General features: G+C 63.2%; 11 protein-coding genes. 9 read left to right on the plus strand and 2 right to left on the minus strand.

The annotated features are described in order from the left end of the window. Positions 1–27 precede the first annotated feature (27 nt). Positions 28–2,010 (minus strand): FAD-dependent oxidoreductase, encoded by a 1,983-nt coding sequence (locus AACZ55_RS11770; protein ID WP_339646291.1) that lies wholly within the window; start codon positions 2,008–2,010, stop codon positions 28–30. Continuing rightward, positions 2,007–3,065: a hypothetical protein gene (locus tag AACZ55_RS11775; RefSeq protein ID WP_339646293.1), complete on the minus strand. Its 1,059-nt coding sequence runs from the start codon at positions 3,063–3,065 to the stop codon at positions 2,007–2,009. Before AACZ55_RS11775 ends, AACZ55_RS11770 begins: the two co-directional genes overlap by 4 nt. Positions 3,066–3,188: 123 nt before the next feature. Between AACZ55_RS11775 and ccmI the strand changes: the two genes are divergently transcribed. The 9 genes from ccmI to AACZ55_RS11820 form a co-directional block, all read left to right on the plus strand. Then, positions 3,189–4,271, plus strand: coding sequence for a c-type cytochrome biogenesis protein CcmI (ccmI, locus tag AACZ55_RS11780; RefSeq protein WP_339646295.1), 1,083 nt, complete (start codon positions 3,189–3,191; stop codon positions 4,269–4,271). A 4-nt stretch (positions 4,272–4,275) separates the two neighbouring features. After that, the gene (gene ccmE, locus AACZ55_RS11785; RefSeq protein ID WP_338607351.1) at positions 4,276–4,719 is read left to right on the plus strand and encodes a cytochrome c maturation protein CcmE; all 444 of its coding nucleotides are present in this window, start codon (positions 4,276–4,278) and stop codon (positions 4,717–4,719) included. 6 nt (positions 4,720–4,725) lie between these two features. Continuing rightward, positions 4,726–6,702, plus strand: coding sequence for a heme lyase CcmF/NrfE family subunit (locus tag AACZ55_RS11790; protein ID WP_339646297.1), 1,977 nt, complete (start codon positions 4,726–4,728; stop codon positions 6,700–6,702). Next, positions 6,699–7,163: a cytochrome c-type biogenesis protein gene (locus AACZ55_RS11795; RefSeq protein ID WP_339646299.1), complete on the plus strand. Its 465-nt coding sequence runs from the start codon at positions 6,699–6,701 to the stop codon at positions 7,161–7,163. The genes AACZ55_RS11790 and AACZ55_RS11795 overlap by 4 nt, the downstream gene beginning before the upstream one ends. A 93-nt stretch (positions 7,164–7,256) precedes the next feature. After that, the gene (locus AACZ55_RS11800) at positions 7,257–8,015 is read left to right on the plus strand and encodes a sulfite exporter TauE/SafE family protein (RefSeq protein WP_339646301.1); all 759 of its coding nucleotides are present in this window, start codon (positions 7,257–7,259) and stop codon (positions 8,013–8,015) included. Positions 8,016–8,166: 151 nt separating this feature from the next. Continuing rightward, complete coding sequence (locus AACZ55_RS11805) at positions 8,167–9,687, plus strand: Do family serine endopeptidase (RefSeq protein ID WP_338607348.1); 1,521 nt, start codon at positions 8,167–8,169, stop codon at positions 9,685–9,687. Positions 9,688–9,745: 58 nt separating this feature from the next. Then, positions 9,746–10,417, plus strand: coding sequence for a response regulator transcription factor (locus AACZ55_RS11810; protein WP_338607347.1), 672 nt, complete (start codon positions 9,746–9,748; stop codon positions 10,415–10,417). After that, a complete protein-coding gene (locus AACZ55_RS11815) occupies positions 10,410–11,825 on the plus strand; it encodes a HAMP domain-containing sensor histidine kinase (RefSeq protein WP_339646304.1) in 1,416 nt (471 codons plus the stop codon). Before AACZ55_RS11810 ends, AACZ55_RS11815 begins: the two co-directional genes overlap by 8 nt. 12 nt (positions 11,826–11,837) lie before the next feature. After that, a partial coding sequence (locus tag AACZ55_RS11820; RefSeq protein ID WP_339646305.1) for a bifunctional [glutamine synthetase] adenylyltransferase/[glutamine synthetase]-adenylyl-L-tyrosine phosphorylase occupies positions 11,838–14,042 on the plus strand: 2,205 nt, incomplete at its 3' end.

The following is a 14,042-nucleotide window of genomic DNA, read 5'->3' on the forward strand; positions in this document are numbered from 1 at the left end:
TTTGATCCAATCAAATCCTGAACGGCTCTAGACCGTCCGTTCGAGACGGGCTGCAAGAACGGTGAGCCCGTCCCGGATATAAACGGTGGCGCCCGGGGTCATCGCCATGTTGGCGAGCAACACACGAAGCCTGTCCCCCTCATCGGCGAGCACCACGCCAATCGCCTCGAGTGGTGAGCGATGGTCCGTGTTGGCGAAAACCAGACATCCCGGATCGAAGTGCCGCGGTTGGCCGACGATGACGAGCCATTGGACCTGGTCGGCACCGAAGCGGTGTTCGAGAAAGAGCGGGATGCCCCCGGGGACATGGGCTGAAAAAGGCGCGTTATCTGCCGATCTGTGCAGTGTGCGTGGCAGGATACAGCGTTCGGCGCACAGCGCCGGTGCCAAAGCGGGATCGAGGCGCTGGGCGACGATTTCTCCCACAACCTCCAGCGGACCGAGTGGCCCGGCAAGGGCGGCGCTGGCATGGTTTTGCTGTGGACCAGCGAGCCGGGCCCAGCCGCGCGCCGCCGGAGCGGACAGTGCGCCTGAGGCGCCCGGAGCAATAAAGGCGGCGGCGGTATTGGGCTGGCCGGGGCGCGAAACGAGCAACGGCCCATCAGGAGTATCGAAAACCGGGTCGATGCGCGGATCGTCGACAGGGCGATCCTGGCCATCAAGGGCTGTTTGCAGCGCCGCCTTGCCGTGCGCGATGCAGCCGGCAAGGCTGAGATAACCGGCAACGCTGCCAGCAAGAACCACGCCGTCGAGCGGGCCATGCGGGACGAGCGTCTGTGCCTTGCCATCCCATCTCACCGGCCCGGACGCCTTGAGCCATAGATCGAGATCGGGCTGCCAGCCGCCAGAAACGATCAGGCGGTCGCAAGAAATGGCGTCGTCGGCCGGGGCTCCGTTTTCCGCATTGGCCAGATGGATGGCAAGCCCGGCGCGCCGGGCCGGCACCGCCGATTCGATTGTCATGCCCCAGCCGAGCCGATAACCATAGGCCTTGCAGAATTCGATGAACCGGGTCTGCGGATCGATGCGCGGATCGCTGGTGCGGGCGATCGATTTGCCGCTCGCCGCGCCGAGCAGCGCCATGCGGTAGCCCGCATTGGTGGTTGAATGGATATGCGCGCTGGTGCCCGGCCATATGTTGTGGCGCGCTGCCAGCCGCCAGGCGGCACTCGCCTCGTCCACGCCAGCCAGCCTGTTGCCAGAAAAGATCGGCATGCGGCCAACCATTCCGGTGGCCAGAACGATGGTATCGGCTGCTATCGAGAGATGCTCGGGCTGGGGAAGGGCACCGGTCCTAAGGACGCGAATGGCCCGGATCGACTTGCCGGAAAGATCGAAGGCCAGGGTGCCGAGCAGCAGGGTAATCAGACCCGATTCTCCAATCTGGCTGGCCAGCTGGCTTATCGTATCCTCGGGGTCCGGCTCGCCCTCGGCCTTACCGAAAAATTCCGACAGGCCGCCAAGCGTTGTTTCCTTTTCGACAAGACAGACGCGCAGACCCTTGCGGGCGGCGGCAAGGGCTGCCGAGAGCCCGGCAACACCGCCCCCCACGATTGCAACATCGGCCCAGATTGTGCGGGTCGCTGCGCTGTCGATCCATCCGCCCGGCTCAGCCGCACCGGTCTTGTAGACCAGGCCCAGCGTATCCTTGCGTCGGGGCAGCAGCCGCGCCGCCAGCGTGTTTGTAACGGCCGGGACGGGGCCGACCGAGACCAGGGACGCGCCATTGACGGCCGGGCAGATCGTCATGGGCATGGCGAGATCGGGCCGGCCTTCGTTGCCTTCCAAAGCGATGGGGGGAGCGGTGTATGCGTCGAGCGCGACACTATCGGCTCCAAACTTCCCGGCGGTGTGAACGCCGTTGGCAAGAAGCGCGGTGAAGACGGTGTCGCCTTCAAAGCCGGCAAACGCGCGCCCGTTCAGCCGGAACCGCACGGGGCGGGTGCGATCGATGACCGGTCGCGAAAATTCGGGCGGCAGGGTGCCGCCGAGGCGTGCGCTTTCGCTCATGGGGCGCCCCCGGCAAGGCGCCCGGGATGAAATTCGGCGACTTCACGCCGGGGCTGGCGCAGGTCGGCGCCATGCGCCGCTGCCCATTCCACCTCGAGCCCGCTTGCCCGCTCCGAAATGATGCCGGCGACCAGAGGCGCAAGGACCAGATCGAGTACGCCGAGCCCGGCGACGACAAACAGTTTGCCACGGCGCGTGGGGCCGAGAACCGGGGCGCCATCATGGGAACACAGCCGCGTAAATCCCGATTGGGCGGCAAGTCGCGGCGCAGGGTTCAGCGTCAGGCAATCGGCAATGCGGGTCAGCGCCTTTCCATCGTCATTGCGCGCCGCGGCGCGAACGATGCCGTCGCTTGCCTGGGCAAAGACCGCTCCGGTATCGAGATTGAACCCTGCCCGGTAGCGCGCATGCCTTTGGGGAGCGGTTTCGACGCCGGTCCAGGTCTCGAGGCGGGCGAAGGTGCCGATTTCATCGGGGTCCAGCCATTGAACGATTGCATCGTCATCGGCCAGAATCACCTGATCGATCGCCGTCGTGCCAAACCGCGCGCTGCCATCGCGTCTGATCTTGAGGCCGTCCATGGAATTGAGCACGGCGACATTGGCCGCGGTGAGCCACGACGGCGCGACAGCGTGGAGCGCACCGGCATCGATCATCCGGACATCGCGCAGTCCGACGCTTGTGCCGAGGGGTGTCTTTTCAACCGGATCGGCGGGATAGCCAAATCCGTCGGCGATATGGCGCATATGGCTCAACGCCGTGGACGCCTCGGCGGATCGGGCGAACATGCGAACGTCGATACGCTCGCCGATTGTGGGTACGATGCGCGACAGGCGCCGCACTGCGGGCCGTGCGTGACCGAGAAGCATCGACCAGGTTTGCGGGCGTGTCACCGGGGCGAGCGAAAGCGAGGGCAGGGCGCGCAGGGCGTAGGGATTGGGCGGCGGGCTGAGCAGCACAATTGCTCGTGAATGGTCAGAAGCCAAAAGCCCTGCTAGAAGCCACGCAAACGGGGAGGCGCCGACCACGGCAATGGTTTTGACTTGCTCGGTCATGTCCGTCCCGTCCGGCCCTTACTCTGCGGTGCGGCAAAGCGCGCGCCAATCGCCGACTGCAATCTGCGCGAATTTGGCCTATAGAAACGGCATCTCATTGGTTTTCAAGGGTTAGTCTCACACTTGTTCTGGATTTTCGCGATATTGCTGGTTCTGGCATGCCTGGGTGTGCTTGGCGCCGGGCTGCGCGGTGCACCGCGCTCCGAACCCACGGGCGAAAGCCCCGATGCGGCGCGAGCCTTTTTCCGCCATCAGCTCGATGGGATCGAGCGCGATCTGACCGCCGGCCGGCTTTCGGCCGATGAAGCGACAGCGGCCAGGGCCGAACTGGCGCGTGAAGTGATGGCTCAGGAAAAGGAAGCCGGAGGCAAAAAGGGCGGGTTCAGCGGACGGGCAGTAATGCTGGCGGCCCTGCCGGTTGTCGCCGTGGCCAGTCTGGGGCTTTACGCCTGGATCGGGCGGGCCGACCTGCCGGCCCTGCCGTTGGCCGAACGCGAGCAGCCAGCCCAGATATCGGCCAGCGATATCGAGGCGGCCGTTGCCACTGTCGAAGCGCAGATGGAGCAGACGCCCGACGATGTGCGCGGCTGGCTGGTTCTGGCGCCGATCTATATGGAACAGGGACGCTTTGCCGAAGCAGCCAATGCCTGGCGACGCGTCCTCGCGCTCGAACCGCCCACGGCAGACCGTGAAACCAACCTGGCCGAGGCCTTGATACTGGGCAATGACGGGGTGGCCGACGCCGAAGCGATGACGCTCTTGCGCAGCGCGGTCGAAGCCGATCCGATCCATGTCCGTTCGCGTTTTTATCTGGCTGGCCAATTGACCCAAACGGGCCAATATGAGGAGGCCGTGGCGCTCTGGAACCAATTGCTCGGTCTTGCGACGGGCGAGGAAGCCTGGATCGACACGGCGCGCTCGGGGCTGGTGGCCGCACAGGCCGGGCTTGAAAGCGGAACGCTTGGCGACAGCGAGCCGGATGCCACAATGGATGTGATGATCCGCGGCATGGTCGATGGGCTCGCCGCGCGGCTATACGATGAAGGCGGCAGCGCGGCCGAGTGGATACAATTGGTCCGCTCGCGCATCGAACTCGATGGCGAACAAGCGGCACGCGCCGATCTCGAACGCGGTCTTGCCGCACTTTCGGGGCAGGAAAGACTGGCGCTGGAAGATTTCGGGCGCGAAACCGGATTGATGGAGTAAGGCGATGGCCTGGACACGCAAACAGAAACGTCTCGGCGTCATTGCCGGCCTCGGTGTCGTTCTCGCCCTGGCGGCGGGCCTGATCCTGACGGCCCTGCGCGATCAGATCGTGTTTTTCTATTCACCCACCGAGATCGCCGAAGCGGGAATTTCACCCGGCACGCCCATCCGGCTGGGGGGGCTTGTGCTCGAGGACAGCTGGCAACAGGATGGGGAAAACAATGTGTTCGTCGTCCATGACGGGGCCGGAGAGATGACAGCGCGCTATACCGGCATCCTGCCCGACCTGTTTCGCGAGGGACAGGGCGTGGTGGCCGAGGGCAGCGTGCAGCCCGATGGCACATTTCTGGCGACCAATGTGCTCGCCAAGCATGACGAAACCTACATGCCCCGTGAGGTCGCCGATTCGCTGCGCGCGCAAGGCGTCTGGCAGGGCGAGGAAGGATAGCGCAGCGTGACGATCGAACTGGGACATTTTGCCTTCGTTCTGGCCTTCGTTCTGGCCATCGTACAGGCGGGAGCGGGCTTTGCCTTCTGGCGGCAGAGCGAGTTGGCGCAACGGTTCGTTTCCCAGGCGGCTATATTGCAGTTCGCGCTGGTCGGGTTGGCCTTTGCCGCACTGCTTTCGGCGTTTGCCGTCGACGATTTTTCGGTGCGGCTGGTGGTCGAGCACTCCCATTCGCTCCAGCCCATGCTTTACAAGATCACCTCCACCTGGGGAAACCACGAAGGCTCCATGCTGCTCTTTGTGGTCATCCTGACCCTGTTCGGGGCGGCGGTGGCCGCGTTCGGGCGCAACCTGCCCAACGAGCTCAAGACGCTGGTGCTTTCCAATCAGGGGTTGATGGTCGCCGCGTTTTCGGGGTTCGTACTGTTCACATCTAACCCGTTCTGGCGGCTCGATCCGGCGCCGTTCAACGGAACCGAACTCAATCCGGTCCTCCAGGACATCGGCCTCGCCATCCATCCTCCGCTGCTCTATCTGGGCTATGTGGGTTTTTCGATCTGCTTTTCCTTTGCTGTGGCTGCGTTGGTATCGGGGCGGATCGATGCAGCCTGGGCGCGCTGGGTGCGGCCATGGACGCTGGCAAGCTGGTCGTTCCTGACGCTCGGGATCGCCATGGGTTCGTATTGGGCCTATTACGAACTGGGCTGGGGCGGCTGGTGGTTCTGGGATCCGGTGGAAAACGCCAGCTTCATGCCCTGGCTGGCCGGCACCGCGCTGCTTCATTCGGCCGTCGTCATGGAAAAGCGCAATGCGCTCAAGATCTGGACGATCTTTCTTGCCATCATCACATTCTCGCTCAGCCTGCTTGGCACGTTCCTGGTGCGTTCGGGGATCCTGACCTCGGTGCATTCGTTTGCCTCGGACCCAACGCGCGGAATCATAATCCTTGCCATGCTCGCGGCGTTTATCGGCGGGGCCTTCTCGTTGTTTGCCCTGCGCGCGTCCACGCTGCGCCATGGCGGCCTGTTTGCACCGATCAGCCGCGAGGGCGCGCTGATTTTGAACAATCTGTTTCTCTCGGCGGCCACGGCGGGCGTTCTGATCGGCACGCTCTATCCGCTGGTCCTCGAAGGCCTGACAGGCGCGCGCATCACAGTCGGAGCGCCTTTCTTCGATCTGACATTCGGCGCGCTGATGGTGCCGCTGCTGCTGCTGATCCCGTTTGGCCCGTTCCTCGCCTGGAAGAGGGGGGATCTGGTTGCCGTGGGCCAGCGGCTCTTTGGCGCGATTATCGTAACGCTGGTTCTGACCCTCGTGGTCTTCGGCTTTCTGGGCTTTCCGATTTCACTCGCGCCCATCGGGCTCGGCATCGGCATCTGGGTCATGGTCGGCGCCATCGCCGAACTGGCCGAACGTGCCGCGATCGGCAAGGTAAAGTGGGCGCAAAGCTGGCAGCGACTCAAGGGCCTGCCCAAGACTGCATGGTCCACCTCCATCGCCCATTTCGGCGTTGGCGTGTCGGTGATCGGCATTGTCTGCGCCACGGCGTTCCAAACCGAAACCGTCACGTCGATGCAGGCCGGGGAAACCGTCGAGATCGCGGGCTATTCGATCACCTATGAGGGTGAGGCCCATTTTGAGGGGCCTAACTTCACCGCCGATCAGGGCACGTTCGGGATCGATGCACCCTGGGGCGGTGACCGGCAATTGACCTCCGAGCGCCGCGTTTATGCGGTCAGCGGCACGCCAACCACCGAGGCGGGGATTGCGACTTACGGGTTCAGCCAGATGTATGTGCAATTTGGCGAGCGTTTCGGCGATGACGGTAGGGTCGTGCGCCTCTGGCACAAGCCGTTCGTACTGCTGATCTGGCTGGGCGCCGTCCTGATGGCGGGAGCCGGGTTCCTCTCGCTGAGCGACCGGCGCATGCGGATCGGCGCACCTGCCAGGGCCAAAGCCAAGCCGGCGGAGGCGGGGCAGTGAAGCGTTTCGTCCTTGCCCTGGCCACGCTGCTGGCGCTCTTGGTGCCGATGACAGCCGGCGCCGTACAGCCCGACGAAGTGCTCGACAATCCCGTGCTCGAACAGCGGGCGCGCTCGATTTCGGGCAATCTGCGCTGCCTTGTGTGCCAAAACCAGTCGATTGACGATTCCGACGCCGAACTGGCCCGCGACCTGCGGCTGCTGGTGCGCGAGCGGCTGGTGGCGGGCGACACAGACACGGAAGTCTATGATTTCGTCGTGGCGCGCTACGGCGAGTTCGTGCTGCTCAATCCGGTTTTTGCCGGGCACACGATCATCCTGTGGGTCGCCACACCAATTCTGCTGGGGGGCGGGATGATCGGTCTGGCCATATGGGCCATCCGCCGCCGCAAGACGGTCACGGGCAAATCGGGGCTCTCTGCGGAAGAGGAAAGCGCCCTCGAAAGGCTCCGCAAGAGCTGAGGCGCACGTTTTCCCACAGCGCGGAAATCCGGCCAACCAGCGCGCTTGTTCTTGCGCGCGGGCTCTGCCATCAAAGGGCAGGGAGCCTGCCATATGAATTTCGACGCCGTTCAGCTCTTGCCCGATGGCCTGTCCTTGCCCATAGCGCTGGCGCTGATCGCCGTCAGCTTCATCACATCGATGATAACCGCGATGTTCTCTCTGGGCGGCGGGATCGCCATGTTGGCAACGTTGGGACTGGTGTTTCCGCCCGCTGTGGTGATTCCAGTCCATGGGCTCGTCCAGCTTGGATCCAATGGCGGCCGCGCCATTATCCAGCGTGCCCATATCCAGTGGCATCTGATGGCCTGGTTCGGGGCGGGCAGCGTGCTGGGCATCGTTCTGGGCGGCAGCGTCGCCGTATCGATCCCCGAGGCCCTGTTTCAGGGGGTGATCGGGCTGTTCATCCTCTATTGCGTCTGGGTGCCCCAACCACGTGTGACCGGACGTGGGCCGATTGCAAATTTCGCCGCGGGTACGATCATCGGTGGGGTCGGCATGTTCGTTGGGGCGGTAGGGCCCCTTGTTGCCAATTTTCTGCGCAAGCTCGATGATCGCCGTCAGTTGATCGCCACTCAGGCAAGCCTGATGACGCTCAACAACATTGCCAAGGTCGCAACCTTCACATTTTTCGGGTTTGCATTTGCGCAATATCTGCCCGTGGTGCTGGCCATGATCCTGACCGGCTTTGCTGGAACCATCTTGGGCAGCCGCATCCTGGATCGGGTATCCGAGGTTACATTCCGCCGAGGGTTCAAGATCATTCTGACCCTGATGGCGCTCGAAATGCTGCGACAGGCGGTCTGGGGCTAGAGCCGCCCTATCGGCGGGGTCGTCCGGCCACAATTCGGCCCGCTCCATTACCAAGATTTAATTCGCGTGCAACTGTGCGGAAAGCCCGCGCGTATTACATAGACGCCAGCAGCAGAAACAAACTGTCTGTAACTGAGAGGATCTTTCCAACATGTCCAACATGCTTTCTACCCCGAAGCGCAAGTGGATCGCCGCATCTGCAATGGCAATGACTGTCGCGGCAGGTACGCTTGGCGCCGGCTTCGTGAACACCCAGCCCGCAATTGCCCAACAGGTTGGAACCGATGTGGGGTCGCCCCCGATGAGCGGCTTCGCCGATCTGGTCGAGTCGGTTTCGCCGGCCGTCGTTTCCGTGCAGGTCAGCGCCGAGGTTCCCGTTCAGCAGATCCAGCGTGGCCCCAACTTCGAGTTCGAGTTCCCGGATCTGCCCGAAGACCACCCCCTGCGCCGGTTCTTCGACCAGTTCGAAGAGCCCTTCAATGCGCCAAATCCGGAGCGGCCCAACCGCCCGCGTGATTTCATGCAGGCCGTTGGCTCAGGCTTCATCATCTCGGCCGACGGCTACATCGTGACCAACAACCACGTCGTGCAGGATGCGACCGAAGTGACGGTGCTGCTCGAGGATGATACCGAACTGGCTGTCGATATCGTTGGCACCGATCCGCGAACCGATCTGGCCCTGCTCAAGGTCCAGGACGACCGGGACGATCTGCCCTATGTCGAATTTTCCGCCGATGAGGCCCGCGTTGGCGACTGGGTCGTCGCGGTGGGCAATCCCTTCGGACTCGGTGGAACGGTGACGGCGGGTATCGTTTCGGCGCGTGGCCGGGACATCAACGCATCGGCCTATGACGACTTCCTGCAGATCGACGCTGCCGTGAACCGCGGCAACTCGGGCGGTCCCTCGTTCAACACCCAAGGAGAAGTGGTCGGCGTCAACACCGCGATCTTCTCACCGTCCGGTGGCAATGTGGGTATTGCGTTCGCCATTCCCGCCTCGGTTGCGACCGATGTGATCTCGCAGTTGCGTGAGGACGGTGTTGTAACGCGCGGGTTCCTTGGCGTGTCGCTGCAGGATCTCAATCAGGATCTTTCCGATGCGTTGGGTCTCGCCAACACCAATGGTGCTCTGGTCACTCAGCCGATCGAAGGCGCTCCGGCCAGTGACGCCGGCGTTCAGTCCGGTGACGTCATCGTTTCGGTCGATGGTGAGGGTGTCGAATCGGGTCGCGATCTTTCGCGTGTCATTTCGCAGCGCTCGCCAGGTTCCACTGTCGAACTCGGCATCATTCGCAACGGCGAGGAAATCGACATCTCGGTTAGTCTCGACCGTCTTGAGGATGAAGAGCCCGAAGCCCCTGCGTCTGCCGAACAGCCAGAGCCTGAAGAACCCCAGGCCACGGGTTCGGAGATCGGTCTTTCCGTGATGGCCAACCCCGAGGGTGACGGAATCGTCGTTGCGTCGGTCGAGCCGGACTCGTTGGCAGCCAACAGCGGCATCATCCGCGGTGATGTCATCGAGCAGGCCAATGGCGGCGTTGTGTCGACCCCCGACGATTTTGTCGCGGCAATCGACGCAGCCACCGAACAAGGCAAGTCGGCGATCTCGCTCCGCATCAGCCGCGATGGGGTGGTCCGCTTTGTCGGCGTGCCTCTTAGCGCAGAGGAATAAGACCCATTTGGGCCGGCCCGGGACTCGGGCCGGCCCTCCTTTTGCGGGGGCGCCAAGAGTGAAAATACTGCTCATCGAAGACGACCGCGAAGCGGCCACCTATCTCATTCAGGCGCTCGATGAATGCGGTCATGTTACCCATCATGCCAGCGATGGCGAGACCGGCTACGCCATGGCTTCGGGCATGGAATATGACGTGCTGATCGTCGACCGCATGCTGCCGCGCCGCGATGGCCTTTCGATCATCGAATCGTTGCGGGCCGAAGACGACAACACCCCCGTTCTCATCCTCTCGGCTCTTGGCGAGGTCGATGACCGGGTCACCGGACTGCGCGCTGGTGGTGACGATTATCTGGTCAAGCCCTACGCCTTTTCCGAACTTCTGGCCCGTATCGAGGTCATGGCGCGCCGCTCTGCCCCAAGCGAGGCCGCGACATCCTATCAGGTGGGCGATCTGACCCTCGATCGGCTATCGCGCAAGGTCGAGCGGGCAGGGGAAACCATAATTCTGCAGCCCCGCGAATTTCGCCTCCTCGAATATCTCATGAAAAATGCAGGGCGCGTCGTCACCCGCACCATGCTGCTCGAAAATGTCTGGGATTATCACTTCGACCCCCAGACCAATGTGATCGACGTGCATATGTCGCGCCTGCGCGGCAAGGTGGACAAGGGCCATCAGCGCCAGCTGCTCCAGACCGTGCGCGGCGCGGGGTACATGATCCGTGACTGACGCGACGCCCAGACCGTTTCGTCTGCGCTCCTTGTGGCGGACCACGACGGTCCGGCTCACGGCGATGTTCATCGCGATTTTTGTGGGCTTTGCCATCGTCCTTCTGGGCCTGATCGCCTATCAGAGCGCTATCCAGATCCAGCGCGAGCAATTGCGCGATGTCGAACGCGAAATTGCCCAGATTCGCCTGCTCGCCAACCAGTCGGGCGTGCGGGCCGTCGCCTTCGCCGTCCAAAGGCTGGCCGACAGACCTGGACCGGGAATCTATTATCTCGGCGACCCCACCGGCGTCATGATCGCCGGTAACGTCACCGACTTTCCCGCCATTGTCCTCGCCGAACCCGGACGCTACGAACTCAATTACGAGCGCGGCCGGGAAATCTACGGCGGGCCGGAGGACTCCGTGCCCACAAGCGGAACGGCCATGGTGGAATCGCTTGAACTGCCCAACGGGCTGCGGCTGATTATCGGCCGCGACGTCGGCGAGCGGCGCGGCTTTAACGCCATCATCCTGCGGACCTTTTTCGGCGGCGTTATCGGCATCGTGGTGCTGTCGGTTTTGGCAGGCGGACTGACCGCACGCTACGTGCTGCGCCGCATCGACGCCATTACCGACACCTCCAACAAGATCATGTCGGGCAATCTGTCCGAGCGCGTGCCGGTGACCGGCCGCAATGACGAATTCGACGCGGTGGCCACCAGCCTCAACGCCATGCTCGAACGCATCGAGCGGCTGATGGCCGGGCTCAAGGAAGTGACCGACAATGTGGCCCACGACCTCAAGACCCCATTGACCCGGCTGCGCAACAAGGCCGAGGCGGCGTTGCGCAATCCCGATCCCGAAGCGCGGCGGGTGGCGCTCGAAACCTCCATCGCCGAATCCGACCAGCTCATTCGCACCTTCAACGCGCTGCTGCTCATTGCCCGGGCCGAGGCGGGGACCTCGACCGGGGCGTTTTCCGATATCGACCTGAGTGAAGTGGTGGCCGATGTGGCCGAACTCTACACCCCGGTGGCCGAGGACGCCGGGATCACGCTGCAAACCGCCATCACTCCTGGAATCACGCTTGACGCAAATCGCGAACTCATCGGTCAAGCCCTTGTAAATCTTGTCGAAAATGCCATAAAGTACGGTCAGAGCACCGAAGGCGGCGGCATATCGATTTCCGCCCGCCGCGAAGCGGGGAGGATCATCATTGAAGTTGCTGACCGGGGGCCGGGCATACCCGAGGCCGATCGTGCACGGGTCTTTGAACGCTTCGCGCGGCTGGAAACCAGTCGTACCGAACCGGGGGCCGGGCTGGGACTTGCGCTTGTCTCGGCGGTTGTGCGGTTGCACAGGGGCGATATCCGCTTTGAGGACAATGCGCCCGGTGCCAGGGCTGTCATTACCTTTCCCGCAGGCTAGAGTGGTTCTGCCATGACGGCACTGGGGCCGCGATTGCGTGCACTCGATGCAGCGCCCGAAAACATGGCGCTGCCGGACGATGTGACCGAGACACTGGGCGAGAGTGAGCGTGCAGCGTTTGAAACCGCTGCGGCCACTCTGGGCCCGATCTTTGCGACCGCCCCCTATCTGCGCGACCTCGCAGTCCAGCATGCCCAATGGTTCGCCGAGGCCCTGCAGGATGAACCCCAATCGGCTTTTTCCAGGGTGATCGCCGAGATGATTTCGGCGGGCTCCTGTGAGACCGAGGCCGAACTGGCAAAGCGGCTGCGGGTCGGCAAGGCGCGCGGGGCACTGCTGTCGGCGGTGGCCGAAATCGGCGGTGTCTGGACATCACGGGAAACCACGCGCTGCATGTCAGATCTTGCGGACGCAGCCCTGGAGGCAACGCTCGATTTCCTGATGGACGAGGCCGCGCGCGAGGGCAAGCTGGCCCAGGGAGTCGAACAGGCCAGCGCCGCCAATTCGGGTCTTGCGATCTTTGCACTCGGCAAGCATGGCGGGCAGGAGCTCAACTATTCCTCCGATATCGACATTGTCGCGTTCTACGATCCGATGGTGGCGGTGCTGCCCGAGGACGCCGATCACAACAAATTCTATGTCCGGATCATCCGCCGGCTGGTGTCCATCATGCAGGACCGAACGGCCGATGGATATGTGTTCCGCACCGACGTGCGCCTGCGCCCCGACCCGGGCTCGACCCCGGTGGCGATATCGTTCGATGCAGCGCTGGGCTATTATGAATCGCGCGGCCAGAACTGGGAACGGGCGGCCTGGATCAAGGCGCGGCCCTGCGCCGGCGACATCGGAGTGGGCAATCAGTTTTTAAAGGAACTCGCGCCCTTCATCTGGCGCAAACATCTCGACTTCGCGATGATCGCCGATATTCAGGCCATGAAGCGCCAGATCAACATTCACCGCAAGGTGGGTGAACAGCGTGTGCTGGGCCATAACGTCAAGCTGGGGCGCGGCGGTATCCGCGAGATCGAGTTTTTCGTCCAGACCCAGCAATTGATCGCCGGTGGGCGCGATCCCGCCCTGCGTATCCGGCCAACGGTAGAGGCGCTGGCGGCGCTGGTCGAGGGTAAATGGATCAGCCCCGAGGCGGCAAAGGATCTTGAGCAAACCTACTGGTTCCTGAGGGCCGTGGAAAACCGGCTCCAGATGCTGCGCGACGAACAAACCCATGTGATGCCCGAGACCGAAGAGGGCGTCGCGCAGATCGCGCTGCTAATGGGCTGCGCGACCCGCGAGGCGTTCGAGGCCGACTATCGCGCCGCTCTGGCCCGGGTTTCTGATTATTACGCCGAGCTGTTTTCCGAGGGCGAGAGCCTTTCGGGAGATCTGGGCAATCTGGTGTTTACCGGTTCGGACGATGACCCGGATACGCTCGAAACCCTCGCAAATCTGGGGTTCGCCAATCCCGCTGCCGTTTCGGCCACCATTCGCAAATGGCATTATGGGGGCTATGCGGCAACCCGCGCCTCAAAGGCGCGCGAGCATCTGACCGAGTTGATCCCCGGGCTGCTCAAGACCTTTGCCGATAGTGGCAACGCCGATATCGCCTTTACCCGGTTCAACGATTTCCTGACCCGGCTTCCGGCGGGCGTGCAGATGTTTGCGCTGCTGCGCAATCACGCCCATCTGCGCCAGTTGCTGCTCGATTTCATGTCCTCGGCGCCGAGGCTGGCCGAGGCTGTGATCCATCGGGCCCATGTGGTGGACGGGCTGATCGATCCGTCCTTTGCCGGCGATATTGTAACCTCGGAAAACCTGGTGGCCAGCGTCGATGCCTTTCTGAGCGAAGCCCGCAGCTTCGAGGATCTGATCGACCGGGCGCGCATCATCGGGCAGGAACAGAAGTTTCTCATCGCTGCGGGCCTTGTGGGCGGCGCGTTGTCGGCGCAACAGGCGGGCCGCCAGTTTACGGCACTGGCCGAAACACTGCTGGCCCGGCTGTTTGCTGCTGTGCGCGAAAATTTTGCGCAACGGCACGGGTCGGTCCCCGGCGCGCAGGTTGGACTGCTCGGTTTCGGCAAGATGGCCAGCCGGGAGATGACGCTGACCTCCGATCTCGATTTCATACTGCTCTATGATGTACCCGAGGGCACGACGGGGTCGGATGGAGAGCGAGAACTCGACGTCGCCACCTACTTCACGCGCCTCACTCAGCGGCTC

It is taken from the genome of uncultured Pelagibacterium sp. (assembly GCF_963972885.1).
GTDB lineage: Bacteria > Pseudomonadota > Alphaproteobacteria > Rhizobiales > Devosiaceae > Pelagibacterium > Pelagibacterium nitratireducens.

Excerpts from the sequence above, each read along its gene's own strand:
- AACZ55_RS11770 (WP_339646291.1), bottom strand. The coding sequence starts at position 2,010 with ATGAGCGAAAGCGCACGCCTCGGCGGCACCCTGCCGCCCGAATTTTCG.
- AACZ55_RS11775 (WP_339646293.1), bottom strand. The coding sequence starts at position 3,065 with ATGACCGAGCAAGTCAAAACCATTGCCGTGGTCGGCGCCTCCCCGTTT.
- ccmE (WP_338607351.1), top strand. The coding sequence starts at position 4,276 with ATGGCCTGGACACGCAAACAGAAACGTCTCGGCGTCATTGCCGGCCTC.
- AACZ55_RS11800 (WP_339646301.1), top strand. The coding sequence starts at position 7,257 with ATGAATTTCGACGCCGTTCAGCTCTTGCCCGATGGCCTGTCCTTGCCC.
- AACZ55_RS11805 (WP_338607348.1), top strand. The coding sequence starts at position 8,167 with ATGTCCAACATGCTTTCTACCCCGAAGCGCAAGTGGATCGCCGCATCT.